Source organism: Pseudomonas amygdali (assembly GCF_002699855.1).
GTDB lineage: Bacteria > Pseudomonadota > Gammaproteobacteria > Pseudomonadales > Pseudomonadaceae > Aquipseudomonas > Aquipseudomonas amygdali.
Window position 1 is genome coordinate 1 of the sequence record NZ_LKBW01000168.1, and the last position, 26,016, is coordinate 26,016.

Consider the following 26,016-nt stretch of genomic DNA (forward strand, 5'->3'; position numbering starts at 1 on the left):
TTTGGTCGGCATACATGCACCTCTAGCTACATGTTATGCCCGAACACAAAATTTCTGACAGTCTCAGTTTTTGAACTGCGTGTCTTCCTTGAAACCGATGGACTCATAGACTTTTTGCGCCACCTCGTTATTGCTGCTGGTCGACACGCGCAGTCGCACCGCATGTGTTTCCTTGGCCATCTTCTTCGCCTGTTTCATCAAGTGATCGGCGACCAGTTGGCGGCGCGCGTCCTCGGCAACATAGATGTCGTTGAGAATCCATACCCGCTTGAGCGACAGCGATGAGTAGCTGGGATACAGCTGGCAGAAGCCCAGCAGTCTGCTGTCGTCATCCTTGGCCAGCGCCAGATAGATCACTGACTCGTCACGACGCAGACGTTTTTCGAGAAAGTCCCGTGAGGAGTCCGGGAACGGTGACTCACCGTAGAACTCGCGGTATTTGATGAACAATGGGCAGAGCAGGTCCAGGTGTTCTAGAGTCGCTTTGATGATCCGCATGGTTGGCCTCAACTTCCCTATGGGCTGATGCAGTGCGCCTGGATGATTACGCGATCCTGCCCGGCGACTTTAGAAAGCACAATCTAATGTGGTGCGGCCGGGCCGTCGAGCAGGAAATTGCCGATCGGCTTGCCTGAATGCTCGGCAGAGCCTTCTGAATCAAGGGTCTGCAGTTGCGCTTCGTCTTTAAGATTGACCCCCGAGATCTGCCGCCTGCAGGCCTCGCGCATCAGGTACAGCAGCCGATGGGCTGCCATGCCGTAGCTCAAGCCCTCCAGGCGCACGTTGGAAATACAGTTGCGGTGCGCATCATTCAGCCCGACCTTCGGCGCGTAGGTGAAATACAGCCCCAGACTGTCCGGTGAGCTTAGGCCCGGGCGCTCGCCGATAAGGATAACCACCATTTTCGCGCCGAGCAGTTCACCCACCTCGTCAGCCACGGCGACGCGGCCCTGCTCGACCATTATCACTGGCGACAGGGACCAGCCTTCGGCGTTTGCCTGCTCTTCAAGGCGAATGAGAAAAGGCACGGCATGTCGATGCACGGCCAGTGCTGACAGACCGTCGGCGACCACTACCGCCAGATCGAGGCCGCCCGGATGAGCCGCCGCGTACTCGCGCAGTGACTGCGCAGACTACTCATTCAGGCGTCGGCCCAGGTCCGGGCGTTGCAGGTAGCTGTCGCGGTCGGCAGCAGCGCTGTGCAGCAAAATGGTTTCACGACCTTTCTCGGTCAGTTGCGCGCTGATCGCGGCATGATCGAAGGCCAGATGCACGGCATCGCGCGCCTGGGCATGCGCCGCTTGAAAGTCGAGCTGCGCGGAGGTGGGCAGGCTGGTGCCGGTTCGCCCCAGCGCGATGCGTGCGGAGGTCAGGCGGCGTAGCTCCAGCCAGGGATTGGCTGGTGCGGCGTTGTCTTGTATTTCGTTCATTGGCTGATCACTCATGCGAGGTGCGCCAGTGCCTGGCGGAACGCAGGCGGCAGGCTGTCACCGAAGCGGACGCGGCCGTCGGTCTGGGTAAAGATGCCCATTTTCTCCAGCCAGGCCTCGTATTCCGGTGCGGGACGCAGGCCCAGGCTTTGCCGGGCATACAGCGCGTCGTGGAACGAGGTGGTTTGATAATTGAGCATGATGTCGTCCGAGCCGGGGATGCCCATGATGAAGTTGATCCCGGCAACTCCCAGCAGCGTCAGCAGGGTATCCATGTCGTCCTGATCGGCTTCTGCGTGGTTGGTGTAGCAGATGTCACAGCCCATCGGCACACCCAGCAGCTTGCCGCAGAAGTGATCCTCCAGACCGGCACGGATGATCTGCTTGCCGTTGTAGAGGTACTCGGGGCCGATGAAACCGACCACGGTGTTGACCAGAAACGGATTGAAATGCCGGGCGACGGCATAGGCTCGGGTTTCGCAGGTCTGCTGGTCGACGCCGTGATGTGCGTTGGCCGACAGCGCGCTGCATTGCCCGGTCTCGAAATACATCAGGTTTTTTCCGAGGGTGCCGCGGTTCAGGCTCAGGCCCGCTTCGTAGCCTTCCTGTAACAGCTTGAGGCTGATGCCGAAGCTTGCGTTGGCGGCCTCGGTGCCGGTGATCGACTGGAACACCAGGTCCACCGGTACGCCACGGTTTATCACTTCGATGGACGTAGTGACATGGGTCAGCACGCAGGATTGGGTCGGGATTTCATAGCGCTGGACGATGGCGTCGAGCATTTCCAGCAAGGCGACGATGGACGAGGTGCTGTCGGTTGCCGGGTTGATACCGATCATGGCATCGCCATTGCCGTACAGCAGGCCGTCGAGCACGCTGGCGGCAATGCCGGACGGGTCGTCGGTGGGATGATTGGGTTGCAGGCGTGTCGACAGCCGCCCGCGCAGGCCCATGGTGTTGCGAAAGCGCGTCACCACCCGGATCTTCTGTGCCACCAGAACCAGGTCCTGCACGCGCATGATTTTCGACACGGCAGCGGCCATTTCCGGTGTCAGGCCGGGAGCCAAGGCGCGCAGGCTGGTTTCATCGGCCTGCTCGCTGAGCAGCCAGTCACGAAAGCCGCCGACCGTCAGATGGCTGACCGGGGCAAACGCCAGTTTGTCGTGGGTATCGATGATCAGCCGGGTGACTTCGTCCTGTTCGTACGGGATCAGGGCTTCTTCAAGAAAGTGCTTGAGCGGAATATTCGCCAGCGTCATTTGCGCTGCAACGCGCTCGCCGTCGCTTTGCGCCGCAACCTCGGCCAGATAATCACCGGAGCGCGCGGGGCTGGCCTTGGCCATGACTTCTTTGAGGCTGTCGAAGCGGTACGTCTGCGCACCGACAGAATGGGAAAAGCTCGCCATACAGATTCTCCATGACGCCGCGCTGCTTGCGTCGGACGTAGTCTTTCGGGTGAACCGGTGACGTCCCGGTTCAAACGACTGTGGGAAGCGATGCAAGCAATTAATACTCCATCCCGGCCGGGAGTGCGAGTTTGCAACCATGAACAGAGGATTCAGAGCAAAGATGCATCACGCCAAGGCAGTATGCCAAGGCGCCATGCACAGGGTTGGTGCGCGATGCTTTTTGAGATGACTATTGTGCTGACACCGCGCATTTGAGATCGGACGCAGAGCGTCCAGAACCGCGTTACCACGCTGGAGCGTGGTAACGATATTCGGACAATCAGCTGGCCTAGAAAAAACCCAACGGGTTGGTGTCATAGCTCACCAGCAGGTTTTTGGTCTGTTGATAGTGCTCAAGCGCGATTTTGTGGGTTTCGCGGCCGACGCCGGACTTCTTGTAGCCACCGAATGCGGCGTGGGCCGGGTACAGGTGGTAGCAGTTGGTCCAGACTCGCCCGGCCTTGATCGCCCGGCCCACACGGTAGGCGCGGTTGATGTCGCGGGTCCACAAGCCTGCGCCCAGACCGAACTCGGTGTCGTTGGCGATGGCGATGGCCACAGCTTCTGCTTCGTCCTTGAAGGTGGTGACGCTGACCACCGGGCCGAAGATTTCTTCCTGGAACACACGCATCTTGTTGTTGCCTTTGAGCAGCGTCGGCTGGATGTAGTAGCCAGTGGACAGGCTGCCCTCAAGCTTCTCGACCTTGCCGCCGGTCAGCAGCTCGGCGCCTTCGCCCTTGGCGATGTCCAGATACGAAAGAATCTTGTCGAATTGTTGCTCGGATGCCTGAGCGCCGACCATGGTGTCAGTGTCCAGAGGGTCGCCGCGCTTGATCTTCTCGACCTTGCGCATCACCGCTTCCATGAACTGTGGATAGATCGACTCCTGCACCAGCGCGCGAGACGGGCAGGTGCAGACTTCGCCCTGATTGAAGAACGCCAGCACCAGGCCTTCGGCGGCCTTGTCGATGAACTCTGGTTCGGCGCTCATGATGTCTTCGAAGAAGATGTTCGGCGACTTGCCGCCCAGCTCGACGGTGGACGGGATGATGTTGTCCGCCGCCAGTTTCATGATGTGCGAGCCGACCGGTGTCGAGCCGGTAAAGGCGATTTTGGCGATGCGTTTGCTGCTGGCCAGCGCTTCACCCGCTTCGCGGCCATAACCCTGCACGATGTTCAGCACGCCGGGAGGCAGCAGGTCGCCGATCAGTTCGATCAGCACGCTGATCCCCAGCGGGGTCTGTTCGGCTGGTTTGAGCACGATGCAGTTACCGGCAGCCAGCGCAGGAGCGAGCTTCCAGGCTGCCATCAGGAGCGGGAAGTTCCACGGGATGATCTGCCCGACCACGCCCAGCGGCTCATGAATGTGATAGGCCACGGTATTGCCGTCGATTTCGGCGGCGCTGCCTTCCTGCGCACGCAGCACGCCGGCGAAGTAGCGGAAATGGTCGGCGGCCAGCGGAATATCGGCGTTGAGGGTTTCGCGGATTGCCTTGCCGTTATCCCAGGTTTCGGTGATGGCCAGGACTTCCAGATTGGCTTCGATGCGATCGGCAATCTTCAGCAGGACCAGCGAGCGTGCCTGCACCGAGGTCGAGCCCCAGGCCGCAGCGGCAGCGTGCGCAGCGTCGAGTGCCTTGTCGATGTCTTCGGCGGTGGAGCGCGGAAACTCTGCAATGGCCTTGCCGGTGACCGGCGAGGTGTTGGTGAAATACTGGCCTTTCACCGGTGCGACGAACTCGCCGCCGATATAGTTACCGTAGCGTTCCTTGAAATTGACGATAGCGCCTTCGGTACCGGGATGAGCGTAACGCATGATATGTCTCCTGGTTCTTGTTGTGAGGGAGTCTGTGTCGATTCTGCTTTCGGGCATATGGCAATAAGCGTTCAAGAATAGGCCAATTGCATCCGGCCGTGGTTAGGACTTTAGGCTTATCTGCCGGTCATTGAAATGGCCTGTGCAGGCAATGCAGCGGACAAACTCAGGGTGCCATTTCACCGTCCCTACGTTAACCTGCGCAGATGTTCTGAGAGGTTGGTCATGCATATTCATATCCTTGGTATCTGCGGCACGTTCATGGGTTCTCTGGCGGTGCTCGCCAAAGAGTCGGGGCACCGGGTCACCGGCTCCGACGCCAACGTCTATCCGCCGATGAGCACCCAACTGCAAGCCCAGGGCATCGAGCTGACCCAGGGTTACGATTCTGCGCAACTGGACCCCGCACCTGATCTGGTTGTGATCGGCAATGCGCTGTCGCGTGGCAACCCGGCGGTTGAATACGTCCTGAATAAAGGTTTGCCGTATGTGTCCGGCCCGCAATGGCTGGCCGACCATGTGCTGCAAGACCGCTGGGTATTGGCGGTGGCCGGTACGCACGGCAAGACCACCACCAGCAGTATGCTGGCCTGGGTGCTGGAACATGCCGGCATGAGCCCCGGTTTCCTGATCGGCGGCATCCCGCAGAACTTCGCCGTGTCGGCGCGTCTGGGTGACACCCCGTTCTTCGTAGTCGAGGCCGATGAATACGACAGTGCGTTTTTCGACAAGCGCTCCAAGTTCGTTCATTACCGCCCGCGCACTGCGATCCTCAATAACCTTGAGTTCGATCATGCCGACATCTTCCCGGATTTGCCCGCTATCGAACGCCAGTTTCACCATCTGGTGCGTACCATTCCGAGTGAAGGCCTGGTGATCCATCCGACCACCGAGCCTGCGTTGTCGCGGGTCATCGAAATGGGATGCTGGACGCCGGTGCAAACCACTGGCGAAGGCGGTCAGTGGCAGGCTCGACTGTTGAGCGAAGACGGCTCGCGCTTTGAAGTGCTGTTCGAAGGCGAGCTTCAAGGCACCGTCGACTGGGACATGACCGGTCAGCACAACGTAGCAAACGCCCTGGCGACGCTGGCAGCCGCTCGCCATGTTGGCGTGGTGCCGCTGCTGGGTGTGCAGGCGCTCAGTGCATTCAAGAGCGTCAAACGGCGTATGGAAAAGGTCGCCGACGTGCGCGGCATCACTATTTATGATGACTTCGCTCACCACCCGACGGCCATTGCCACCACGCTGGATGGCCTGCGCAAGAAAATCGGTGATGCGCCGATCATTGCCGTCATCGAACCGCGTTCCAATTCCATGAAGCTTGGCGCGCACCGCGATGGTCTGCCGGAAAGCGTGAGTCAGGCAGATCAGGTGGTCTGGTATGCCCCGCCCAATCTTGGCTGGGACCTGGCAGCTACGGTCGCAGGAGGCAGCGTACCCTCGACGGTATGTGATTCGCTTGAAGCAATCATCGCGCGAGTCCATAGCCAGGCGCAGCCCGGCACGCATATCGTCATCATGAGCAACGGCGGCTTTGGCGGCCTGCACGGCAAACTGGCCGAGGCGCTGGAATGAGCGGCCCGGAGCGCGTTACGGTTGCGATGACCGGCGCTTCTGGCGCGCAATATGGCCTGCGCTTGCTGGATTGTCTGGTACGTGAGGACCGGGAGGTGCACTTCCTGATTTCCAAGGCCGCGCAGTTGGTAATGGCCACCGAGACCGACGTACGCCTGCCACCCAAACCGATGATGATGCAGGCGTTTCTGACGGAATACACCGGCGCGTCTGCCGGGCAGATTCGCGTTTATGGTCGTGACGACTGGATGTCGCCAGTGGCGTCAGGTTCTGGTTCGCCCAGCGCAATGGTGATGGTGCCATGCTCCACCGGTTCGCTGTCGGCAATTGCTACCGGGGCCTGCAACAATTTGATCGAACGCGCTGCCGACGTCACGCTCAAGGAGCGTCGCCAGTTGATTCTGGTGCCCCGCGAGGCTCCGTTTTCCAGTATTCATCTGGAGAACATGCTCAAGCTGTCGAACATGGGGGCGGTGATTCTGCCCGCATCTCCGGGCTTTTATCATCAGCCGCAGACCATCGACGACCTGGTGGACTTTGTCGTCGCGCGGATTCTCAATCTGCTGAATATTCCTCAGGACATGCTGCCGCGTTGGGGCGAGCACCACATTGGCGGCGATGAATAAGCTGATATTGATATCACTTGCGCTGGCACTGACCGGCTGCGCCACCGCGCGCACGCTCGATGCGGCCAAACCCGGCGCGCCGGTGGTGTATGCAGGCACGCGGTTGAATATGTATGCGCTGCAGGGTGGTTGCTGTGCGGCTGACCGTTTCGGTGCCGAAGCACCGAGCTATCCGGGCCTGGACCTGCCGGGCAGTGCGCTGCTCGACACCTTGTTGCTGCCGCTGTCATTGCTGACGGCAGCGGGACTAGGGGTTCAGGCTACGGGCGGGCTTTAGGGTTACCGGTGCAACACCGGCGCTATCAGGTAATGCTCCCTTGGGTGACGCAGAGCGTCACGAATTGCATTCCCACGCGGAGCATGGGAACGATCATGCGATGGGCTGGAAAACGATCATCGTCCGGCCGCAGCGACCGTCATCTACTTGCCCAGCTTGCGCAGTTCATCCGACTCGACGATACGCTCGCCATTCTGCTCTTCCAGCGCCAGGCGCCACATGGCGCGGGCCAGCTGGCAGGCTTCGATAGCGCCATACTTACCGGGGATCAGTTTGGCGATGGGGGCTGCCAGTTGCTCGACCCAGCGGGTTTCGGTGCGGCTGCCTACCAGCAATGAAGGGCGGGCGATGGTCAGTTGCGGCCAGTCCTGCGCGCGCAATGCCTGTTCCGTCTCGCCTTTGATACGGTTGTAGAAGGTGCTGGACTTGGGGTCTGCACCAATCGCACTGATTACCAGCAAGTGGCGCGCGCCCAGCTCACGCGCTCGTTTGGCGAACGCTGTGACCAGGTCCAGATCAACCGCCTTGAACGCATCCTGTGAGCCCGCTTGCTTGATCGTGGTGCCCAGGCAGCAGAACGCGATATCCACACGGCCAGCCAGTGTTGGCAGCAGAGTGGTCAGCTCGCCGACCGGGTTTTCAAGGTGCGGGTGTTCTGCCAAGGGCCTGCGCGTTGGTGCCAGCACGCGGCTGACTGTCGGTTCGTTGAGCAGGCGGTCAAGCAAGTGCTCGCCCGTCAGGCCGGTGGCCCCTGCAAGCAGGATGTGTTGCGGCGTCAGATACATAACCGTTCTCCCTTCATACACTGATAGCCTAGTGGCTAGTCGAGGTCTTCGCTTCCGTGCGGTTCAACGCCATATTCAAAGCGCGTTCGGCCTGGCTTTTGCGCAACTGCTGCCAGCGCGCCAGAACTCCTTTCGGTGCCCATATCTGCGGTTCGGAGGCGTCGAAATTGTCTTCGCTCTCTCGTTGGGCAACATAGGCTTTTGCTTCGTTGAAAGCGTGTTGCAGGTCATCGGTTTCGACCAGTGCCCTGGCGAATAGTGCATCGCCAAAGTAAGTGAAATCAGCCTCTTCCGAGCAGCCGAACGACACCCGGTCGGCGCGTGAGGCGGTCATGATCAACGTGCGTTCATCTTTCAGGTCTGGAATGAAACCACCGGAATAACAGGCCGAAATCACCACGATCTTGTCACGATTCTTTAGTGGCGCAAGGGCCGCGGCGAGGGCATCGGCGGGCAGGTCGGCCAGCGACAGACGCGGCTGGTCCAGCACCAGCTCATGGTCCTGGGTGCCGTGGCTGGTCAGGTAAATGAAGATCAGGTCTTCCGGGCCGGTACGTTGCGCGAGTGTCTGGGCTGCGCGGGAGATGGTCTCGCGGGTTGCCATTGGCCGGTCATCCATGTGGTCGCGATGATTGACCAGACTGACCTGCCCGACGGCTCCAAAACGCGACTTCAGCAGGTTGCTGACATAGTCTGCCTCGCGCATGAACACACTCTGCTTGCCGTCGCCGCCCACGACCAGAGTGTAAAGCTCGGTGGCGGGCGTTGACGCAGGGACTGCGGCCAGCGCTTTTTCCAGCAGGGTGCCTTGTACCAGCAGCCCTGCTTCAAGTGCGTCGGGCAGCAGTTTGCCTTTGGCGTCGCGCACCCGTTGGCCATTGGCCCAGATACCGCGCTGCTCCTTGCCGTCCGGGGAGATCAGCACGCCATCGCCCTGATAGGTGTCATCGGCGAACTGGCCGACATAGCGGCTGCCGTCGGCCAGTTGCAGCTGGCCTTGCCCCATAAAGCGCCAGTTGTCGAAGTCGCCTTGATAACGGCTGCCGTCAGCACCGATCAATTCGCCTTTGCCGGTCAGCGCGCCTTCCTTGAAATCACCGCTCCAGACGTCGCCGTCGCTATTTTCATAGCGACCTTTGCCGTCGAGCTGGCTGTTGCGAAAGTTGCCGACGTATTGATCGCCATCAGCGCTGGTGAAGCTGCCGGTGCCCTGCAATTGACCGTCGACAAAATTACCGCTGTATTGATTGCCGCTGGCGTCACTGCGCGAACCTTCGCCGTTGGCCTTGCCATTGGCGAACATGCCCTGGTGCTGGCTGCCGTCTTCAAGCTCCAGACGTCCGGGGCCGTCGTACAGGCCTGCCTTGAACTGACCGCGATAAAGCACGCCCTTGTCTTTCTGAGTGCCTTCGCCGTCGCGCAGCCCGAGCTTGAAGTTACCGACATAACTCGCGCCATTGCGGGTCGTTAGTCTGCCCTGACCTTTGAACAGGCCTTGCTCGAAACCACCCTTGTAGACGTCGCCGTTGCTGGCGTGCCATTCACCCTGGCCTTGGCGCAGGCCGTTTTCGAACTGGCCTGCGTACCAGCTGCCGTTGGGGTAGTCGATACGGCCCTGGCCCTGCAATACGCCGTTGACCAGATCGCCGCGATAGCGCCCGCCGTCGGAGAGGCGGCCGTCGGGCGGCAAAATTGATTCGCCATCACCGCAGCCTGCGATCAAGAGTGTCAAAGCCAATGGAGCGAGCGCGCGCATGTGAGATCCCGGAAGAATGATTCAGGGGCGGGCCCGGCTCTGCTTGAGCAGATGTTATGGGGCACGACCGCAGGGGAGTATGCCGCAGCGAGTAAGCGGGATGAAACAGTCTGTTACGACTGTTTCATGTTTTAAACGTGTTACACGAAACACAGGGTTAAAGGTTCGGCCACAAAAGCGGGTTTTTCCTGACCTTCGATCTCCAGTGTGGCGATTGCCTTGAGCAGCCATTGGCCGGGTTTTTTCTCGGTCACTTCAGTCAACTGGACCTTGAGACGCACGCGAGAGTTGACCAGCACTGGCTGAACGAAGCGCACGCTGTCCATCCCGTAGTTGACCGCCATCTTCAAGCCTTCGGGCAGCACCATGATGCCCTCCATCAGCTTGGGGATCAGTGACAACGACAGGAAACCATGCGCAATAGTCGCGCCGAACGGAGTCTGCGCCGCTTTGACCGGGTCGACATGAATGAACTGGAAATCCCCTGTGGCTTCGGCGAACAGGTTGATGCGCTCCTGGTCGATGGTCAGCCAGTCTGAACATTCTGCGTCCTTGCCAATGTAATGCTTGAGCTCTGTGACGGGTACAGAAGGCATGCCGCTCTCCTTGTCTGATGTGGTGTTGTGTCGAGGTGCCACCGCCCGCATCAGCTAACGCCTGCGGGCGAATCACAAGATCAGCAGAGTGTTGCCGGTTGGTCAAGCAACTGCCTCAATACGAATACCCGCTCATGACCTGCAACGCGGCGTGTTTATAATGACGCCGATAATTCGCTGGATTCGTTTATTTGCCGGGGTCCTCATGTTGTTACGGGGTTTGACATGGCTGGTGCTGTTCCAATTGTTGGGAACCGCGCTGAACCATCTGTTTCTATCGATATTGCCGGGGCCGATCATCGGTCTTGTGCTGTTGATGGCCTATCTGGTGCTGCGCGGTGAAGTGAGCGAGCCGATCAGCATGGCCGCCAGCAGTCTGCTGCGTTATCTGCCGCTGCTGCTGGTACCGCCTGCCGTTGGCGTTATGGTGTATGCGTCGGCCATCGCCAAGGACTTCTGGGCGATCTTCGGTACGCTGACCCTGTCGTTGATGATTTCCGTGACCTTTGTCGGCTGGCTGATGCAGACACTCATCAGGCGCCAGGCCCGACGCCAGGAGGGGTCATGAATATGGACTGGCACGGTGCATGGCTATCGGTGATTCACCATCCGCTTTTTGGCATCGCGATCACCCTGGGTGCCTATCAACTGGCGATGGCTGTGTACGAGCGAACCCGTTGGCTGTTTCTGCAGCCGGTGCTGGTCTCGATGGTGGTGGTAATCAGTGTTGTGCTGTTCTGCGATCTTGAATACACCGAGTACCGCAAGAGCACTGAAATTCTCAGCACGCTGCTGGGGCCTGCGACCGTGGCGCTGGCGGTGCCGCTTTACCTGAATATGCGCCGAATCCGACAGCTGTTCTGGCCTGTCTTGACTACGCTGGTAGTCGGCGGGGTTTTTGCCACCGGGTTGTGTGTCGGGTTCGGGGTGCTGTTCGGTGCCGACCATATGATTCTGATGACCATGGCCCCCAAGTCGGTCACCTCGCCCATCGCCATGCTGGTTGCCGAGCAGATCGGCGGCGTCGCAGCCCTGGCGGCGGTTTTTGTGTTGATTACTGGCGTATTCGGTGCCATTTTCGGCCCCGGTCTGCTGTCGCTGGCCGGGGTTGATAACCCTGCGGCTCGCGGCATGGCACTGGGTCTTACCGCTCATGCGGTGGGGACTTCCGTGGCATTGCAGGAGGGAGAGGAATCGGGGGCTTTTGCTGCGTTGGCAATGAGTCTGATGGGCGTTGCGACGGCACTGTTCCTGCCGCTGGCAATGTCGCGGGCCATTTAAAGGAGGCTTTTCCATGACGTTGCCATTGTTTCCGTTGAACGCTGTGCTGTTTCCAGGTTGCGTGCTTGATCTGCAGTTGTTTGAAGCGCGCTATCTGGACATGATCGGCCGCTGCATGAAGCAGGGTGAAGGGTTTGGTGTGGTGTGCATCACCGAAGGAAGTGAGGTGGGCACCGTGCCGGGCGGCTACTCGCCGATTGGCTGCGAAGCACTGGTCACGGATTTCCAGCAGCAGGACAACGGCTTGCTGGGCATCCGTGTCGTCGGTGGGCGGCGCTTCCGGGTGGTCGCCGCTGAAGTTCAGCGCGATCAACTGCTGGTGGCCGAGGTTGAATGGCTGCAAGAGCCAGTGGAGCGTCCGTTGCAGGAAGAAGACGCCGACCTCGTTGCACTGCTGGAAGCGCTGGCCGAGCACCCGATGGTGGCGTCCTTGAACATGGGCGTGTCGGCCGGTGGGCAGTATTCATTGTCCAACCAGCTTGCCTATCTGCTGCCGTTCACCGAAAAGGACAAGGTGGAGCTTCTGGAAATCGACGACCCCGAAGAACGCCTCGACGCGATTCAGGAACTACTCGATGAAATGCAGGGCGACCTGCAGGCCTGAGCCTCGATCGCGCTGCTCATTGCGCAACACGTCAGGCGAGGTTAGCGCGGCGGATATTGCTCCAGAATTTTTGCCACCGTGGTGCGGATGGCCTGCTCCCGTTCAGCCGGGTTGCCAGCGTTGTCGTTAAGGATGCGCTCGGTGCTGCCGCGCCAGACCAGTTTGCCGTCCTTACCGTCGAACATATCAATCTGCAAGGTGCCGACCTTGTAGTCGACGCTGCGGGTTTCGGTGTTCATCGGCCCGTTCCAGTAGCCATAACCACCCCAGGGATTCCAGCCCCCGCCATAGTTGGTGCTGACCGTCTGCTGACGGTTTTCGACAATCAGCCAGGCCTGCACTTTCAAATCCGGCCGGGCACCGGCAGCGGCCATACGCAGGCCGCGCTGGTCCAGTTGCTCGCTGATCGATTGGCGAATGCGTTGCTCGGTCAGGTCACTTTTGAGCCGTGGGTCATCATCCGGCTGATACTGAACGGCAGGCTCTTTCCAGCTCCAGTTGCGATAGCCGCCGAAATCACGCTGGGCATCGAAATCGCGATTGATCGAATTGCTCTGACAGGCAGCCAGCAGCAAGGCACAGGACAGCAGGACGATACGGCGAAACATGGCAGTGCTCCGAATGGGTTACGAAGGAGGGTAGGCCGTCAGCGCCTGTTGCACGGCCTGACGTAATGCGCTGCTGCGGTCTGCCAGGTTATTGCTGGCGCGTGCATCTGCGCTGGCGCTCCATACCGGTTGACCGGTGCGTGCGTCGATCAGATTGATCTGCACCACCATCACGTTTTCCTTATAAGTGCGCACCACCGGCACGCTGGCGTATCCGCCGTAACCGGGCCGGTAACCATCGTAGCGGCCATAGCCCATGCCGCCTGCGTAATACGGATCGTAATCTTCGCGCACCTGACGCAGCCGGGTTTCCTGCCGGGTTGTGGCGCTGACGTAGAGGTCCGCAGCTTGATTACCGCGAGCCGGCCGCAAGCCGCGTTGGTCCAGACCATTGCTGACTGCTTCGACCACCTGCGCCGAATCCACCCAAGCCGTACCGGGCGGCAACTGGCCGTTGAGCCAGCCCCACGACCGATACCGGCCATAGTCGCGCGGCGGCGCAGGGTAGGCGCTCATGTCCAGCGTCCTTGCCGCCTGCGCAGGAGCGGGCGGCATGGGCAGAGAGCTGGCGACATACGGGTTGTCGCTCTGGCAGGCGCTGATCCCGAACAGACTGGTCCCCAGCAGCACGGCAAACAAGGCAGAACGGTGTTTCATGGTGGGCTCCGCAGTGATGTCAGACCGGACGGCACATCCAGTGAAGATATCGACCCAGCCCGGCAAAGGCTGGATGACGCCGATGCGCCAGTTCCATTTCCAGCAGATCCGTCAGCTCGGCCCGAGCCTGGAATTCAACCGGCATGTAATCGTGAAATACCCGCACCCCGCTACGGGTTTCGACTTGCCACAGGCCTTCAAGTTGCGTCGCCAGTTCCCGAGGATCGAGCGGTTGTTGTGGCGTCAGGCTCTGCTTTTCCCCGGCCATGTCATTTTTGCGCATCTTGCGGAAATGACCTTTCAACAAGTTGCGATAGATCAGCGCATCACGGTTGTAAAAAGCCAGTGACAGCCAGCCATCGTCGCGGGTCAAGCGGCGCAGTACCGGAAGGATGGCGTGCGGCTCGGCCAGCCATTCCAGCACGGCGTGGCACAGCACCAGATCGTAAGTGTCGCTCAGTAAACCGGGCAGCGCCTGCCAAGGAGCCTGAATGAAGGACGCCGTCTGTCCGGCCTCGACAAAGCGCTGACGTGCGCCTTCGAGCATGGGTTCGGCGGGCTCGGCCAGGGTCACTTCATGTCCTTGTTCGGCCAGCCACAGGGACATGTGGCCCAGCCCCGCGCCGATATCCAGCACGCGAAGCGGTCGTGCGGGCAGCGTCTCGGTCAAATCGGCCTGCAGCACCGCCAGACGAATGGCTCCCTTGGCACCGCCGTAGATCTTTTCTGCAAAGCGGGTCGCCAGCTGGTCGAAATGCCGATCACTCACTTGGCAAATCTCCGCTCGCTGTCTGCCAGCTTGTTGCGCACCACGGTTTCCATGTCCAGCCCCAGCTCGCTGCACAGCAACAACAGATAAAGAACGATATCGCCGACTTCCTGACCGGCATGTTCCAGTTGGTCGGCAGGCAGCTCGCGGGACTGGTCTTCACGCAGCCACTGGAATATCTCCACCAGCTCGGCCATTTCCACGCTGGCAGCCATGGCCAGATTTTTCGGGCTGTGAAATTGCTTCCAGTCATTCTGGTCGCGGATGCGGTGCAGGCGTTGGGTCAACTCGTCGAGGTTCATCGTGCTCTCCTGAAGGTGCATAGCTTCAGGGGGAACGGGTCGCCAGGCAAGTGGGCGTTGCGGTTTGTTCAGCCATTGAAGGGAGCGGTGCTCCCGTCAGAGGGTTTTATCAGGGATGCATCACTCGGTTGCAGGCTGCCAGCTACCGATCATATGCACGATGCCCTCCTGGCCTTCGACACGGAACTGACCATGAGAGCCAGCGGCGCTGGCCGAGAGTGTGACGTCGGCGGGCAGGCGTACCGGCTTCTGGAACTGCACGCTGATCTCGACATTCGAGGCTGGCAAGTGCTCGCCAAGGGCCGCGAGCGTACGTGCCTTGAGCCACATGCCGTGGGCGATGGCGCGCGGTAAGCCGAACAGCTTGGCGCTGGGTGCGCTGAGGTGAATAGGGTTGTAGTCGCCCGATACTTTGGCGTACTCACGCCCGATTTGTGCCGACGCACGCCAGTTGTCCAGCTCGATCAAAGGCAGCGGCGCAAGCTCGGGATGCTCTACAGGCGCGTCTTCCAGATGCACGGCGGTGCACAGCATGGTGCTTTCTTCTTCCCAAAGCAGGCCCATGCCGTCCTCGGCCTGAGTCACCAGGGTGAAGGTGGCGCCTTTGGCGTGCGGGCGCAGGTCGGTGGCCTGAACGCTGATATACAGCTGGCTTACGCCGCCGAGCGGGCGATGAGTGCGAATGCGATTGGCAAGGTGAATAAGCCCCAGCAACGGAAACGGGAATTCCTGAGAGGTCATCAGCTGCATTTGTAACGGAAAGGCCAGCACATGCGGATACGTCGGCGGCAGCAGGCTGCTTTCTTCGAATCCACAGACCTTGCGGTAGGCATCAAGCTTGTCGGTATCGACCGCGATCCAGCTTCGCAATCCCAGATCGGGTAACTGCGACCCTGTGACCTTGCGCCTGAGCGCTGCCTGGATGAACAGGTTGGACAGGGGCTGCAGAGAATTGAGGTAGCGCCAGTGAGCCGTCATCATCCATCTCCTTGAATTCGATGCTGGGGCTTATGCCCCGATCACGTTTTGACCACATACACGTAGAACCTGACCGCTCACCGCGCCGCTGCCCGGCTGGCTGAACCACGCCACAGCTTCAGCAACATCCTGTGGCGAACCGCCCTGACCGAGCGAACTCATGCGCCGTCCTGCCTCACGCAGGGTGAACGGCATGTGCGCGGTCATTTTCGTTTCGATGAAGCCTGGCGCGACGGCATTGATGCTGATGCCGCGCGACTTGAGCCCGGGAGCCATCGCCTTGGCAAAACCGATCAGACCGGCCTTACTGGTGGTGTAGTTGGTTTGCCCGCGATTACCGGCAATGCCGCTGATCGACGCCATGAGCACAATCCGCGCGTTATCCCTCAGCGCACCGGCGTCGAGAAGCACCTGAGTCAGCACTTGCGGAGCGTTGAGGTTGACCGCCAGTACCGAATCCCAGAAGTCCTCCGGCATGTTGACCAGCGTCTTGTCACGCGTGATGCCAGCGTTATGCACCAGTATGTCGACGCCGTCCGGCAGGTGTTCAAGCAACTGGGCCGGAGCATCCGCCGCGCAGATATCCAGCGCCAGCGCCTGGCCGCCGAGCCGTGAGGCCAGTGCTTCCAGTTCGTTTTTGGTCTGTGGCACGTCCAGCAGGATGACCTGCGCGCCATCACGGGTCAGGGTCTCGGCAATCGACGCACCGATGCCGCGCGCCGCGCCCGTCACCACAGCCTTGCGTCCGGCCAGCGGGCGAGTCCAGTCCTGCACTTTGCCCGGACAGGCGCTCAGGTGGACAAACTGACCGGAGATGAACGCAGCCTTGGGCGTCAGGAAGAAGCGCAAGGCGCCCTCCAGTTGATCCTGCGCGTCGTCATCCACTTGCAGCAGCTTGACCGTTGCGCCGTTGCGCACTTCCTTGGCCAGCGAGCGGCTGAAACCTACGATGGCCTGTTGAGTGCTGGCCGCCAGCGGATCAGCGAGTGTTTCGGGGGATTTGCCGAGGATGACCACATGTGCGCAGTGGTCAAGATTGCGCAGCAGTGGCTGAAAGAAGTCCCGCAGCTGCCTGAGCTGCTCAGTGCGCAGAATCTGGCTGGCGTCGAACACCACCGCTTTCAGGCGAGGCCCCTGGTTGGACACCCAAGTGGTGGCGCCAGGCATGTCACTGCCAAAACTGTAAAGCGAGTCGGTCAGACGGCTGGCGAACTGCCGGACCTGATCCCCCAGCGGCCCGGCACTGATCAGCAGTGTGCCTTCTACAGGACGAAGCCGGCCGGCCTGCCAGCGCTCCAGGTGCGTGGGGGCGGGCAGACCGACGGCATTCACCAGGCGCCGACCCATGTCGGAATTGGCGAAATCAATATAGCGATCTGACGGCATGGAACACTCTCCTGAAGTCGGGGTTCAAAGGAATGGACCACGGTGGCATGACGTTTGTTCTTGCGATCGACACGGCTCATCCATTCGCTTGAAGAAAGGGAGTTTTCCATGACGCATCCTAGTCGGGTCGCCATCGTTGGCGGTAACCGCATTCCGTTCGCCCGCTCCAATGGTCCTTACGCCACTGCCAGCAATCAGCACATGCTCACTGCCGCTCTGGAGGGGCTGATCGAGCGCTTCAATCTGCACGGGTTGCGCATGGGCGAGGTAGTGACAGGCGCGGTGCTCAAGCACTCCAGAGACTTCAACCTGACCCGCGAATGCGTGCTCGGCTCGCGACTGTCGGCGCAGACCCCGGCGTATGACATTCAGCAAGCCTGCGGCACGGGGCTGGAAGCCGCGTTGCTGGTGGCCAACAAAATCGCGCTGGGGCAGATCGAGTGCGGCATTGCCGGGGGCGTGGACACCACGTCGGATGCGCCGATAGGTGTCAATGAAGGGCTGCGCAAGATTCTGTTACAGGTTAACCGCAGCAAGACGCCGGGCGACAAGATCAAGGCCCTGATGCAGTTGCGTCCGCATCACCTCAAACCGGAGCTGCCCCGTAACGGCGAGCCACGTACGCGGTTGTCCATGGGCCAGCATTGTGAGCTGATGGCGCAGAACTGGGGCATAGAACGCGGGGCGCAGGATCAACTGGCGCTCGAGAGCCATCTGAAAATGGCCGCAGCCTACGCTGAGGGCTGGCAGGATGACTTGATAACGCCGTACCTTGGGCTGATCCGTGACAACAACCTGCGCCCGGACCTGACCCTCGAAAAGCTGGCTTGCCTCAAGCCCGCATTCGAGCGAAGTGCCAAGGGCACGCTGTCGGCCGGCAACTCGACGCCGCTGACCGACGGCGCGTCGGTGGTGTTGCTGGCCAGTGAAGAGTGGGCGCACGAGCGCGGCCTGCCGGTGCTGGCCTATTGGCGGGATGGCGAGGCCGCGGCGGTGGATTTCGTCAACGGCGCAGAAGGGCTGCTGATGGCCCCGGCCTACGCCGTTCCGCGCCTGCTGGCGCGCAATGGCCTGACCCTTCAGGATTTTGATTACTACGAAATTCACGAAGCCTTCGCTGCACAGGTGCTGTGCACCCTCAAAGCCTGGGAGGACGCTGATTACTGCAAGATCCGTCTGGGACTGGACGCGCCATTGGGGGCTATTGACCGCAGCAAACTGAACGTCAAGGGCAGCTCGCTGGCAGCCGGGCATCCGTTTGCCGCAACCGGAGGCCGCATCGTCGCCAACCTGGCCAAACTGCTCGATGCAGCAGGCAGCGGGCGTGGATTGATTTCGATCTGCGCAGCTGGCGGGCAGGGTGTTACGGCGATTCTGGAGCGTTAGGCAAATACTGGGGGCATGGGCATAATCCACAGCGGAAAAGGACGGTACGTCTGAAGAGATATGACGCGGAGCGTCATGAACGGCATGCCGACGCGGAGCATTGGCACGATAAGGTTCTTCTGGACACCTCTCGTTCCTCACGCTCCAGAGTGGGAATGCATTTCGTGACGCTCCGCGTCACACCCGTGCGCGGGATGAACAGTCAGCATTATTGGCCTGTAACGTTGAGGTAAGGCATGGGGTTCATCATTGGGGTATCGGTACTTCTGATTCTGATCGGCACGGTGTTCTATCTGTTCGACAAAGGCGCGCGGACCCGCTGGCTGAGGCCCTATATCGGCCTGGCGCTGATTGGGTTGCTGATCGGCGGGATGGGCTTGCTGGTGGGGCTGGTTTCCGATGAAATCGAAAGTTATTTCCTGCTGGTTGCCAAATGGGTGATCGCTGTGACCGGTATCATGTTTTGCCTGCGGCTGATCATACTGATCGCCAGGCGCTTCATCGTCAGAAATTGAGCGTGCAACCCGCCCATGTGTGACAGGACAACGTGGAAAATCACTTCAAATTTCTGACCTTGCCCAGGACATCGGGCGAGGTCGCCAACGTCTTCATTCACGGCTATTCGTCAGGGCATGATCTGGACGACCGGCGCATGCTGGCCAACAGTATTCCTGGTGCCTTGCGCCAAAGCGTGAATATTCTGGCGTTCTGGCCATCCAGCCATTTTACCCAGATGGACAACCGTTCCCGTGGCCTGTTGATGGCCGCCGCCCGAGTGCATCCGCTGGCGGGCGCAGCCGCGCTGGCGGGAGACCGCGTCGTTCATTTTGCGCGTATCCGCAACCGGGCTCGCGATATGGGCAAAGTGTTGCTGGCACAACTGGACCGTTACCTGTTCGAACATCATCCGGACGTAAAACAGGTCAACCTGATTGGCCACTCACTGGGCGGACGACTACTGGTCAGCGCGCTCAAGAACCTGCAACAGACGCCCGAACACGGGCTGGTGGTGGGCGATGTGTTGCTGATGGCTGCTGCGGTGCGCATTGACGCGGCCGAGGCCGAAGTGTTGAAGCAGAAAATCAGCGGACGACTGATCAACGCTTACTCCAGCGAAGACCACGTGCTGTTGTTGAATCTGGGCGAGAAGAGCCTGGGACGCACACCGGTCGAGCATTTCGAGAATGTGCGGATGCCGGGTTATCGCCATCACCATTACTGGAGACGCTTGCAGGAAGTGCTGATCGCAACTCGCTTCAGCGGCTGTGAAGGGCTGGAAACCGGCGTTGCCGTTTTACCGACAGTCACCCGCGACCCGGTCTTGCAGGACATCTGGCTGCACAGCGTTCTGGCCCGCTCCCCAGACTACGTGCTGGAGGCGGCCATCAAGCATTTGTGCAGCAGTCGATGGACACGCCTCAAGGCCACCGAAGCGGATCGCACCTACGCATTTGTGCGCGAATTCCAGCTGGTCGCCGGACACTTTCTGATCGATGCCGCCCGGCGTCGAGGCGTGCCCTACACGCGAGTGCTGGGCATGCTGGCGCGGCAATACGGCCTGAGCGATTCGCTGCACAACTGTGCGACGGTGGTTGAAGTGGAGGAACTGCTGCTGCGGACGTTTTTCCGGCAGGCGTTCAGCAACGATCACCCGCTGGTACAAATGCCTCGCGCCAGTGTCAGCGCGATGAGCTGGGAGGTGTATGCCGCACATGTCGATGCACTGGCCGAGCGTTTGACCGTAGCTGCATTCTTCAAGCCCGCGCAGGCCGAGAAAGCTCCCGGCACGATCAAAGGGTTGCTGGGTGCAATTCGCCAGGCGCCGGTGCAGCGCCTGCTGACGCACTTTGGCACGGCGCTCAGGCCGGGTTATTCAGCGTTGATCCCGACAGTGGCAATCGTCTTTTACGCGCGCGTCACGCTGGGCGATGACGCGCTGATGTAACAGTGGTCAGGCGGCCTGGGCTTCTTCCAGCGCGGCCTGCGAAAGCTGCTGGCGATGACGACTGGCGTAGCTCTCGGCGATGATCGAACAGACGATCAACTGCATCGGGTGGTAGATCATGATCGGCAACAGGATCAGGCCCAGCCCCGGATTACTGCCGAAGATCAGCGCTGCCATCGGCGCCCCTGCTGCAAGCGATTTCTTGGTGGCGCAGAACACCGCCGCGACCTTATCGGCATGATCGAACTTGAGCGCCCGTGCGGTGCGCGTGGTCATCAATAGGATCACCGCCAGCAGCAGCGCGGTGCCGACGAACGCCGTCAGGATCACGCTGTTGCCCTGGCTTTGCCACATGCCGGAGATCATCGAGTTGCAGAACGCCGCGTACACCAGCAGGAGGATCACCAGCTTGTCGATCAGGTTGGTGTACTTCTTGTGCCGCGCGAAGAACTTGCCCAGCAGCGGCCGCAGTAACTGGCCCAGTATCAGCGGCAGTAGAAGCATCGCGCACAGGTTGAGCAGCGTGTCGCCCAGATCAATCCCCCCGGCACCGGTGCCGACCAGCAGGCTCACCAGCCACGGCGTGATGAAAATTCCGATGACGCTGGACATGCTGGCGTTGAGAATCGCTGCCGGAACATTGCCGCCTGCGCTGCCGGTCAGCGCCACCGAGGACGAAATGGTCGAGGGCAGGGCACACAGGTAGAAAAAGCCCAGCATCAGCAGCGCAGGTACATGCGAGCCGAGCAGTTTGTCGCACACCAGCCAGATCAGCGGAAACACCACAAACGTGAAGACCTGAATCATCACGTGCAGCCGCCAGTTGGTCAGCCCTCGTTTGATCTGCTCGCTGGACAGGTTCACGCCGTGCAGAAAGAACACCACGAACACGCCGATGTTGATGACGTATTCAGCGTGCATGCTGCCGCCAGTAGCACCGAAACGCGGGAAAAAGTAGGCGAGCACCGTCGCCAAAACCATGCCCCAGAGGAACCAGTCGGTGGCGACGCGCTTGAAATGTTTGAGTGATTGCATGACGGACCCGGACAACTTTTGTAAACAAGGATGTGCGCAGGCTACTCTGTTGCATAACAGCCGTCTTGCGACATAAGGCCATAAGATGCCGACTAACGGACAGATCGATCAGCGACATCCCACTGGCGAGCGGCAGATACCGGCACTGTCCGGTCTGCCGCGGCCGCTGTATGCCCGCGCTGAAAGCCTCAGTGCCGGTTCGTGGACGCCGCCCCATCGTCACGACTGGGTGCAGTTTTCCTACGCGATCAGCGGGGTATTGGGTGTGCACACCGCCGAGGGCAGTTTTTTTGCACCGCCACAGTGGGGCGTCTGGGTGCCGGCCGGGCTTGAACACGAGGTCGTGACCTCCATGCGTGCCGAAATGCGCAGCCTGTACATTCGCACGGCTGATTCCGGCTGGGCACCACAGCGTTGCCGGGTGCTGGAAGTCACGCCGCTGGCCCGCGAACTGATCAAGAGCTTCTGTCTGTTGCCCGTGGACTATCCCGAGCAGGACAGCCATGAGGCGCGGCTGGTGCAGGTATTGCTGGACCAGTTGGCGCACCTGCCGGAAGTCGGTTTTTCGCTGCCGTTGCCGCGTCACCCGCGTTTGCTGAGCCTGTGCAACGAGTTGATCGAAGAACCGGGCCAGTTGATTACCCTGCACGACTGGGCGGCACGTCTCGGCACATCCGAGAAAACCCTGATGCGCCTGTTTCAGCGGGAAACCGGGTTGAGCTTTCGTGGCTGGCGTCAGCGGGCACGATTGCTGTCTTCACTTTCTGCACTGGAAGAGGGCGCCAGTGTGACCCATACCGCGCTGGCCTGTGGTTATGACTCGACGTCGGCTTTCATCGCTGCGTTCAAGGGCTTGTTCGGCTATACGCCCGGTGATTTGTTCAAGTAACGCCAGGTTGTATTGCGCACTAACGAGTGCATTTAACGAAGAATTTTCGGGCTTTACACGTTTTGTCCCGGAATATCTTTTATCGCCTGAACGGCACGAAAGGTGCTTTAAACCAGGGGATTGCGTGGTTTTTGCTTAAAAAACCTTTCAATCCCAAGGCCACTACCCCTACTCGCTGGCGGAGGATTGCCGTATAACGGCAACAATCGCGTATCTGGCAACAAAGGACCCACAATAAAAGCTGATGAAAACTCCTAAACGCATTGAACCCCTGATCGAAGACGGTCTGGTCGACGAGGTGCTTCGCCCGCTCATGAGTGGTAAAGAGGCAGCTGTTTATGTGGTGCGCTGTGGCAATGAGCTGCGGTGTGCCAAGGTTTACAAGGAGGCTAACAAACGCAGTTTCCGTCAGGCGGCCGAGTATCAGGAAGGCCGCAAGGTACGCAACAGTCGCCAGGCCCGGGCCATGGCCAAGGGCTCGAAGTTCGGGCGCAAGGAAACCGAAGACGCCTGGCAGAACGCCGAAGTGGCTGCACTGTTTCGTCTGGTCAGCGCGGGTGTTCGGGTGCCCAAGCCGTACGACTTCCTGGAAGGCGTACTGCTCATGGAACTGGTGGCCGACGAGTATGGCGACGCTGCGCCGCGTCTGAACGATGTGGTGCTGGAGCCGGATCAGGCACGCGAGTATCACGCGTTCCTGATCGAGCAGATCGTGCTGATGCTGTGTTCCGGTCTGGTGCACGGTGACCTTTCCGAGTTCAACGTGCTGCTGGCACCGTCCGGCCCGGTCATCATCGACTTGCCGCAAGCAGTCGACGCAGCGGGCAACAACCACGCGTTCAGCATGCTGGAGCGTGACGTTGGCAACATGGCGCTGTACTTCGGCCGCTTCGCGCCGGAACTCAGAAAGACCAAATACGCCAAGGAAATGTGGTCGTACTACGAGGCAGGCACTTTGTCGCCCGCCACGGTGCTGACCGGTGAATTCGACGAGCCGGAGGACGAAGCCGATGTGGGCGGCGTACTGCGCGAAATCGAAGCCGCCCGTCTCGACGAGGCTCGCCGTCAGGCAGCTCGTGCGGCAGACGATGCGCCACCGAGCAAATCCACCGAAGAACCACCGCCGCCGTGGATGCAGTAAAGCTTTTGTGGGAGCGAGCTTGCTCGCGAAGACGATGGATCAGGCTCGCTGTTTTCGGAGTTTGCACCGGCCCTTTCGCGAGCAAGCTCGCTCCCACGGGCGTGTTGGACTAGCTCTAACTTAGGTGGTGGCTAGCAACCCCTCCCGACGCCAGGTCCTTGAGGATCGGGCAGTCCGGGCGGTCGTCGCCGTGGCAGTGTTCTACCAGTTCCTGAAGCGTATCGCGCAGGCTGGCCAGTTCGTCGATCTTCTGATTCAGTTGCACGATGTGCTGACGGGCCAGCGCCTTGACGTCGGCGCTGGCGCGTTGGCGGTCTTGCCAGAGGGTCAGCAGTTTGCGGACTTCCTCCAGCGAGAACCCCAGGTCTCTCGAACGTTTGATGAACGCCAGCGTGTGTAAATCGTCGGCGCTGTACAGGCGATAGCCACTGTCGCTGCGATGTGCCGCTTGCAGCAGACCGATGGATTCGTAGTAGCGGATCATCTTCGCGCTCAAGCCACTGCTTTTCGCCGCCTGACCGATGTTCATGGCGTGTCCTCCAGATAATGTGGTTTCCAGGTTTTCAGCAGCAGCGCATTGCTCACCACGCTGACACTGGACAGCGCCATGGCCGCGCCAGCCAGTACCGGGTTGAGGTAGCCCAGCGCCGCGAGGGGAATACCAATCAGGTTGTAGACGAATGCCCAGAACAGGTTCTGACGGATCTTTGCGTAGGTCCGTCGGCTGATGTCCAGCGCCGCTGGAACCAGTCGCGGGTCGCCGCGCATCAGGGTGATGCCTGCTGCATGCATCGCGACGTCCGTTCCGCCGCCCATCGCAATACCCACATCCGCAGCCGCCAGCGCCGGTGCATCGTTGATGCCGTCACCGACCATGGCAACCACATGATGGTTTTTCAGCTGGGTGACGGTGGCCGTCTTGTCGGCAGGCAGCACTTCGGCATGTACATCGTGTATCCCCAAGGCCTTGGCGACTACTTGAGCGCTGCCACGGTTATCGCCGGTCAGCAGATGGCTGGTAATGCCGCGTGCGTTCAGCGCCCTGATCGCCTGATCCGTTCCGGGCTTGAGTGTGTCACCAAAGGCAAACATGCCGATGACCTTCGGCTCCGGGGCCTGCTCGATCAGCCAGGACAGCGTTCGCCCTTCGGCTTCCCAGATACGCGCAGATTCGGCCAGTTCGCCGATGGGCAGGCCGCTTTCATCCAGTAGGCGTCGATTGCCCAGCGCCAGCTCCCGGCCCTGAACGGTGCCCGCTATGCCCCGGCCGCTGAGGGCATGACTGTTTTCGGCTGCATCGAGCTTGAGTTGCCATTCATGACACACATCGAGCACCGCCCTGGCCAATGGGTGTTCACTGCCGCGTTGCAGTGCGCCCGCCAGTTGCAACAGGTGTTCTTCATTGCCCGACACCGCACTCATGTTGGTGATGCGCGGCGCGCCCGCGGTCAGCGTGCCGGTCTTGTCGAATACCACGGCATCCACAGCGTGGGCACGCTCCAGTGCCTCTGCATCCTTGATCAGAATACCGTAGCGCGCCGCCACGCCGGTTCCGGCCATAATCGCTGTAGGTGTCGCAAGGCCCAGAGAGCAGGGGCAGGCAATCACCAATACAGCGACCGCATTGATCAGCGCCACTTCAAGCGTGGCTCCAGCCAGCAGCCAGCCTGCCAGCGTGAAAAAGGCAATCCCCAGTACAGTGGGTACAAACACCTGGCTGACTTTATCCACCAGTTTCTGGATCGGGGCCTTGCCCGCCTGAGCGTCTTCGACCAGCCGAATGATGCGCGCCAGAACGGTTTCCGCGCCCAGCGCAGTGGTTCTCACCAGCAACTGGCCCTCGCCGTTGATGGCCCCGCCCGTGATCTTGTCACCCGCCTGCTTGGCCACCGGCAGGCTTTCACCGGTAATCAGCGCTTCGTCGGCATGGCTGCTGCCTTCGACCACTTCGCCGTCCACAGGAAACCGTTCGCCAGGTTTGACCAGCACTTGATCGCCAAGCTGCAGTGAGCTGATCGCGACGTCCTGCTCGAGGCCGTCGACCACGCGCAGCGCGCGTTCCGGGCGTAGTGCCTCGAGGGCACGAATGGCGCTGGCCGTCTGACGCTTGGCGCGGCTTTCCAGGTATTTGCCCAACAGCACCAGCGCGATAACCACCGCCGATGCTTCGAAATACAGATGCGGCGTGGTGCCGGGTGCAGCACTCAGCCATTGATAGACGCTCAAGCCGTAGCCCGCGCTGGTGCCGATGGCGACCAGCAGGTCCATATTGCCTGCGCCCGCGCGTACGGCCTTCCAGGCAGCCACATAAAAACGCGCGCCCAGAACGAATTGCACCGGTGTCGCCAGTGCGAATTGCGCCCAGGCGGGCAGCATCCAGTGAACGCCCAGCGGCGTCAGTAACATTGGCGCGATCAACGGCAGTGCCAGCGCGATGGCCAACAGCAGGGCCCATCGTTCGTTGTGCAGGTGGCGTGCTTTCTGGTCAGCTTCGGCGTGGCGATCCTCAACCAGCGTCGCGCTGTAACCGGCACGGCTGACAGCATCGATCAGCGTTTGCGGATCGGTCTGTGCTGCGGTGTCTACATGGGCGCGCTCATTGGCGAGGTTGACCGTCACGCTGTTGACCCCCGGCACTTTGGCCAGAGCAAGCTCGACCCGACCCGCACAACTGGCGCAGGTCATGCCGCTGATCGGCAGGTCGAAGGTGGTGGTTTGTTGCATGT

General features: G+C 60.5%; 26 protein-coding genes and 1 pseudogene. 11 read left to right on the forward strand and 16 right to left on the reverse strand.

The window, feature by feature from the left end; all coding sequences use genetic code 11:
- Positions 1-63: 63 nt before the first annotated feature.
- The 4 genes and pseudogenes from AO277_RS12780 to exaC all read right to left on the reverse strand — a co-directional run bounded on the left by AO277_RS12780 (position 64) and on the right by exaC (position 4,694).
- Positions 64-498: a GNAT family N-acetyltransferase gene (locus AO277_RS12780; RefSeq protein WP_044317559.1), complete on the reverse strand. Its 435-nt coding sequence runs from the start codon at positions 496-498 to the stop codon at positions 64-66.
- 83 nt (positions 499-581) lie between these two features.
- Positions 582-1,445 (reverse strand): annotated as a pseudogene (gene eutC, locus AO277_RS12785) (ethanolamine ammonia-lyase subunit EutC).
- The gene (locus AO277_RS12790) at positions 1,442-2,836 is read right to left on the reverse strand and encodes an ethanolamine ammonia-lyase subunit EutB (RefSeq protein WP_044317558.1); all 1,395 of its coding nucleotides are present in this window, start codon (positions 2,834-2,836) and stop codon (positions 1,442-1,444) included. Before AO277_RS12790 ends, eutC begins: the two are co-directional and overlap by 4 nt.
- Positions 2,837-3,167: 331 nt before the next feature.
- Entirely contained in the window at positions 3,168-4,694 is a 1,527-nt protein-coding gene (exaC, locus tag AO277_RS12795) for an acetaldehyde dehydrogenase ExaC (protein ID WP_044317557.1), read from the reverse strand.
- Between the two features lie 225 nt (positions 4,695-4,919).
- Between exaC and mpl the strand changes: the two genes are divergently transcribed.
- Genes mpl through AO277_RS12815 form a run of 3 tightly spaced genes read left to right on the forward strand, consistent with a single transcriptional unit; the run spans position 4,920 to position 7,172 of the window.
- On the forward strand, positions 4,920-6,269 hold the full coding sequence (mpl, locus tag AO277_RS12805) for a UDP-N-acetylmuramate:L-alanyl-gamma-D-glutamyl-meso-diaminopimelate ligase (RefSeq protein WP_044317556.1): 1,350 nt from the start codon (positions 4,920-4,922) through the stop codon (positions 6,267-6,269).
- Entirely contained in the window at positions 6,266-6,895 is a 630-nt protein-coding gene (gene ubiX, locus AO277_RS12810; protein WP_044317555.1) for a flavin prenyltransferase UbiX, read from the forward strand. Before mpl ends, ubiX begins: the two co-directional genes overlap by 4 nt.
- Positions 6,888-7,172: a YceK/YidQ family lipoprotein gene (locus tag AO277_RS12815; protein WP_002555551.1), complete on the forward strand. Its 285-nt coding sequence runs from the start codon at positions 6,888-6,890 to the stop codon at positions 7,170-7,172. Before ubiX ends, AO277_RS12815 begins: the two co-directional genes overlap by 8 nt.
- Before the next feature lie 143 nt (positions 7,173-7,315).
- Here the strand turns inward: AO277_RS12815 and AO277_RS12820 are convergent, their stop codons facing one another.
- The 3 genes from AO277_RS12820 to AO277_RS12830 form a co-directional block, all read right to left on the reverse strand.
- A complete protein-coding gene (locus AO277_RS12820) occupies positions 7,316-7,957 on the reverse strand; it encodes an oxidoreductase (protein WP_031595959.1) in 642 nt (213 codons plus the stop codon).
- A 28-nt stretch (positions 7,958-7,985) separates the two neighbouring features.
- Positions 7,986-9,713, reverse strand: coding sequence for a C13 family peptidase (locus AO277_RS12825; protein ID WP_044317554.1), 1,728 nt, complete (start codon positions 9,711-9,713; stop codon positions 7,986-7,988).
- Between the two features lie 140 nt (positions 9,714-9,853).
- Positions 9,854-10,309 (reverse strand): MaoC family dehydratase, encoded by a 456-nt coding sequence (locus AO277_RS12830; protein WP_002555548.1) that lies wholly within the window; start codon positions 10,307-10,309, stop codon positions 9,854-9,856.
- 205 nt (positions 10,310-10,514) lie between these two features.
- Between AO277_RS12830 and AO277_RS12835 the strand changes: the two genes are divergently transcribed.
- Genes AO277_RS12835 through AO277_RS12845 form a run of 3 tightly spaced genes read left to right on the forward strand, consistent with a single transcriptional unit; the run spans position 10,515 to position 12,194 of the window.
- Positions 10,515-10,877: a CidA/LrgA family protein gene (locus AO277_RS12835; protein WP_002555547.1), complete on the forward strand. Its 363-nt coding sequence runs from the start codon at positions 10,515-10,517 to the stop codon at positions 10,875-10,877.
- A complete protein-coding gene (locus AO277_RS12840) occupies positions 10,874-11,590 on the forward strand; it encodes an LrgB family protein (RefSeq protein ID WP_044317553.1) in 717 nt (238 codons plus the stop codon). The genes AO277_RS12835 and AO277_RS12840 overlap by 4 nt, the downstream gene beginning before the upstream one ends.
- A 13-nt stretch (positions 11,591-11,603) precedes the next feature.
- Positions 11,604-12,194, forward strand: a complete 591-nt coding sequence (locus AO277_RS12845; protein WP_004666370.1) for an LON peptidase substrate-binding domain-containing protein — start codon at positions 11,604-11,606, stop codon at positions 12,192-12,194.
- A 41-nt stretch (positions 12,195-12,235) separates the two neighbouring features.
- Here AO277_RS12845 and AO277_RS12850 read toward each other — a convergent pair whose 3' ends face one another.
- The 6 genes from AO277_RS12850 to AO277_RS12875 form a co-directional block, all read right to left on the reverse strand.
- Positions 12,236-12,802, reverse strand: coding sequence for a DUF4136 domain-containing protein (locus AO277_RS12850; protein ID WP_044317552.1), 567 nt, complete (start codon positions 12,800-12,802; stop codon positions 12,236-12,238).
- An 18-nt stretch (positions 12,803-12,820) separates the two neighbouring features.
- The gene (locus tag AO277_RS12855) at positions 12,821-13,459 is read right to left on the reverse strand and encodes a DUF4136 domain-containing protein (RefSeq protein WP_044317551.1); all 639 of its coding nucleotides are present in this window, start codon (positions 13,457-13,459) and stop codon (positions 12,821-12,823) included.
- Between the two features lie 19 nt (positions 13,460-13,478).
- Positions 13,479-14,228 carry a methyltransferase domain-containing protein gene (locus AO277_RS12860; RefSeq protein WP_005731171.1) on the reverse strand — a complete coding sequence of 250 codons (750 nt, stop codon included), beginning with the start codon at positions 14,226-14,228 and terminating at the stop codon, positions 13,479-13,481.
- Positions 14,225-14,530 carry a MazG-like family protein gene (locus AO277_RS12865; protein WP_002555541.1) on the reverse strand — a complete coding sequence of 102 codons (306 nt, stop codon included), beginning with the start codon at positions 14,528-14,530 and terminating at the stop codon, positions 14,225-14,227. Before AO277_RS12865 ends, AO277_RS12860 begins: the two co-directional genes overlap by 4 nt.
- Positions 14,531-14,650: 120 nt before the next feature.
- On the reverse strand, positions 14,651-15,508 hold the full coding sequence (locus AO277_RS12870) for a MaoC family dehydratase (protein WP_044317550.1): 858 nt from the start codon (positions 15,506-15,508) through the stop codon (positions 14,651-14,653).
- 30 nt (positions 15,509-15,538) lie between these two features.
- Positions 15,539-16,894, reverse strand: a complete 1,356-nt coding sequence (locus AO277_RS12875) for a 3-oxoacyl-ACP reductase (RefSeq protein WP_002555539.1) — start codon at positions 16,892-16,894, stop codon at positions 15,539-15,541.
- Between the two features lie 108 nt (positions 16,895-17,002).
- Here AO277_RS12875 and AO277_RS12880 point away from each other — a divergent pair, with 108 nt between their 5' ends.
- The 3 genes from AO277_RS12880 (at position 17,003) to AO277_RS12890 (ending at position 20,225) form a co-directional block, all read left to right on the forward strand.
- Entirely contained in the window at positions 17,003-18,280 is a 1,278-nt protein-coding gene (locus AO277_RS12880) for an acetyl-CoA C-acetyltransferase (RefSeq protein WP_044317549.1), read from the forward strand.
- Between the two features lie 236 nt (positions 18,281-18,516).
- The gene (locus tag AO277_RS12885) at positions 18,517-18,795 is read left to right on the forward strand and encodes a hypothetical protein (RefSeq protein WP_004643020.1); all 279 of its coding nucleotides are present in this window, start codon (positions 18,517-18,519) and stop codon (positions 18,793-18,795) included.
- Positions 18,796-18,827: 32 nt separating this feature from the next.
- Complete coding sequence (locus tag AO277_RS12890) at positions 18,828-20,225, forward strand: DUF726 domain-containing protein (RefSeq protein WP_044317548.1); 1,398 nt, start codon at positions 18,828-18,830, stop codon at positions 20,223-20,225.
- 6 nt (positions 20,226-20,231) lie between these two features.
- Here AO277_RS12890 and AO277_RS12895 read toward each other — a convergent pair whose 3' ends face one another.
- Positions 20,232-21,260, reverse strand: coding sequence for a bile acid:sodium symporter family protein (locus AO277_RS12895; RefSeq protein ID WP_002555535.1), 1,029 nt, complete (start codon positions 21,258-21,260; stop codon positions 20,232-20,234).
- A gap of 85 nt (positions 21,261-21,345) precedes the next feature.
- Between AO277_RS12895 and AO277_RS12900 the strand changes: the two genes are divergently transcribed.
- Positions 21,346-22,149, forward strand: coding sequence for an AraC family transcriptional regulator (locus AO277_RS12900; RefSeq protein WP_002555534.1), 804 nt, complete (start codon positions 21,346-21,348; stop codon positions 22,147-22,149).
- A gap of 244 nt (positions 22,150-22,393) precedes the next feature.
- The gene (locus AO277_RS12905) at positions 22,394-23,290 is read left to right on the forward strand and encodes a PA4780 family RIO1-like protein kinase (protein WP_044317547.1); all 897 of its coding nucleotides are present in this window, start codon (positions 22,394-22,396) and stop codon (positions 23,288-23,290) included.
- Between the two features lie 115 nt (positions 23,291-23,405).
- On the opposite strand, the gene cueR is transcribed toward AO277_RS12905, so the two are convergent.
- Both cueR and AO277_RS12915 read right to left on the reverse strand, forming a co-directional pair.
- Complete coding sequence (gene cueR, locus AO277_RS12910) at positions 23,406-23,819, reverse strand: Cu(I)-responsive transcriptional regulator (RefSeq protein ID WP_044317546.1); 414 nt, start codon at positions 23,817-23,819, stop codon at positions 23,406-23,408.
- Positions 23,816-26,014 (reverse strand): heavy metal translocating P-type ATPase, encoded by a 2,199-nt coding sequence (locus AO277_RS12915; protein ID WP_044317545.1) that lies wholly within the window; start codon positions 26,012-26,014, stop codon positions 23,816-23,818. The genes cueR and AO277_RS12915 overlap by 4 nt, the downstream gene beginning before the upstream one ends.
- Positions 26,015-26,016: the final 2 nt, after the last annotated feature.

What these genes read in the sequence shown, in the direction of transcription:
- AO277_RS12845 (WP_004666370.1), top strand. Translation starts at nt 11,604, where the DNA reads ATGACGTTGCCATTGTTTCCGTTGAACGCTGTGCTGTTTCCAGGTTGC.
- AO277_RS12870 (WP_044317550.1), bottom strand. Translation starts at nt 15,508, where the DNA reads ATGACGGCTCACTGGCGCTACCTCAATTCTCTGCAGCCCCTGTCCAAC.
- AO277_RS12780 (WP_044317559.1), bottom strand. Translation starts at nt 498, where the DNA reads ATGCGGATCATCAAAGCGACTCTAGAACACCTGGACCTGCTCTGCCCA.
- AO277_RS12815 (WP_002555551.1), top strand. Translation starts at nt 6,888, where the DNA reads ATGAATAAGCTGATATTGATATCACTTGCGCTGGCACTGACCGGCTGC.
- AO277_RS12830 (WP_002555548.1), bottom strand. Translation starts at nt 10,309, where the DNA reads ATGCCTTCTGTACCCGTCACAGAGCTCAAGCATTACATTGGCAAGGAC.
- AO277_RS12900 (WP_002555534.1), top strand. Translation starts at nt 21,346, where the DNA reads ATGCCGACTAACGGACAGATCGATCAGCGACATCCCACTGGCGAGCGG.
- AO277_RS12895 (WP_002555535.1), bottom strand. Translation starts at nt 21,260, where the DNA reads ATGCAATCACTCAAACATTTCAAGCGCGTCGCCACCGACTGGTTCCTC.
- AO277_RS12825 (WP_044317554.1), bottom strand. Translation starts at nt 9,713, where the DNA reads ATGCGCGCGCTCGCTCCATTGGCTTTGACACTCTTGATCGCAGGCTGC.
- AO277_RS12855 (WP_044317551.1), bottom strand. Translation starts at nt 13,459, where the DNA reads ATGAAACACCGTTCTGCCTTGTTTGCCGTGCTGCTGGGGACCAGTCTG.
- AO277_RS12915 (WP_044317545.1), bottom strand. Translation starts at nt 26,014, where the DNA reads ATGCAACAAACCACCACCTTCGACCTGCCGATCAGCGGCATGACCTGC.
- AO277_RS12880 (WP_044317549.1), top strand. Translation starts at nt 17,003, where the DNA reads ATGACGCATCCTAGTCGGGTCGCCATCGTTGGCGGTAACCGCATTCCG.
- AO277_RS12905 (WP_044317547.1), top strand. Translation starts at nt 22,394, where the DNA reads ATGAAAACTCCTAAACGCATTGAACCCCTGATCGAAGACGGTCTGGTC.
- AO277_RS12835 (WP_002555547.1), top strand. Translation starts at nt 10,515, where the DNA reads ATGTTGTTACGGGGTTTGACATGGCTGGTGCTGTTCCAATTGTTGGGA.
- mpl (WP_044317556.1), top strand. Translation starts at nt 4,920, where the DNA reads ATGCATATTCATATCCTTGGTATCTGCGGCACGTTCATGGGTTCTCTG.
- AO277_RS12850 (WP_044317552.1), bottom strand. Translation starts at nt 12,802, where the DNA reads ATGTTTCGCCGTATCGTCCTGCTGTCCTGTGCCTTGCTGCTGGCTGCC.
- AO277_RS12820 (WP_031595959.1), bottom strand. Translation starts at nt 7,957, where the DNA reads ATGTATCTGACGCCGCAACACATCCTGCTTGCAGGGGCCACCGGCCTG.
- ubiX (WP_044317555.1), top strand. Translation starts at nt 6,266, where the DNA reads ATGAGCGGCCCGGAGCGCGTTACGGTTGCGATGACCGGCGCTTCTGGC.
- AO277_RS12790 (WP_044317558.1), bottom strand. Translation starts at nt 2,836, where the DNA reads ATGGCGAGCTTTTCCCATTCTGTCGGTGCGCAGACGTACCGCTTCGAC.
- AO277_RS12840 (WP_044317553.1), top strand. Translation starts at nt 10,874, where the DNA reads ATGAATATGGACTGGCACGGTGCATGGCTATCGGTGATTCACCATCCG.
- AO277_RS12885 (WP_004643020.1), top strand. Translation starts at nt 18,517, where the DNA reads ATGGGGTTCATCATTGGGGTATCGGTACTTCTGATTCTGATCGGCACG.
- AO277_RS12865 (WP_002555541.1), bottom strand. Translation starts at nt 14,530, where the DNA reads ATGAACCTCGACGAGTTGACCCAACGCCTGCACCGCATCCGCGACCAG.
- AO277_RS12875 (WP_002555539.1), bottom strand. Translation starts at nt 16,894, where the DNA reads ATGCCGTCAGATCGCTATATTGATTTCGCCAATTCCGACATGGGTCGG.
- cueR (WP_044317546.1), bottom strand. Translation starts at nt 23,819, where the DNA reads ATGAACATCGGTCAGGCGGCGAAAAGCAGTGGCTTGAGCGCGAAGATG.
- exaC (WP_044317557.1), bottom strand. Translation starts at nt 4,694, where the DNA reads ATGCGTTACGCTCATCCCGGTACCGAAGGCGCTATCGTCAATTTCAAG.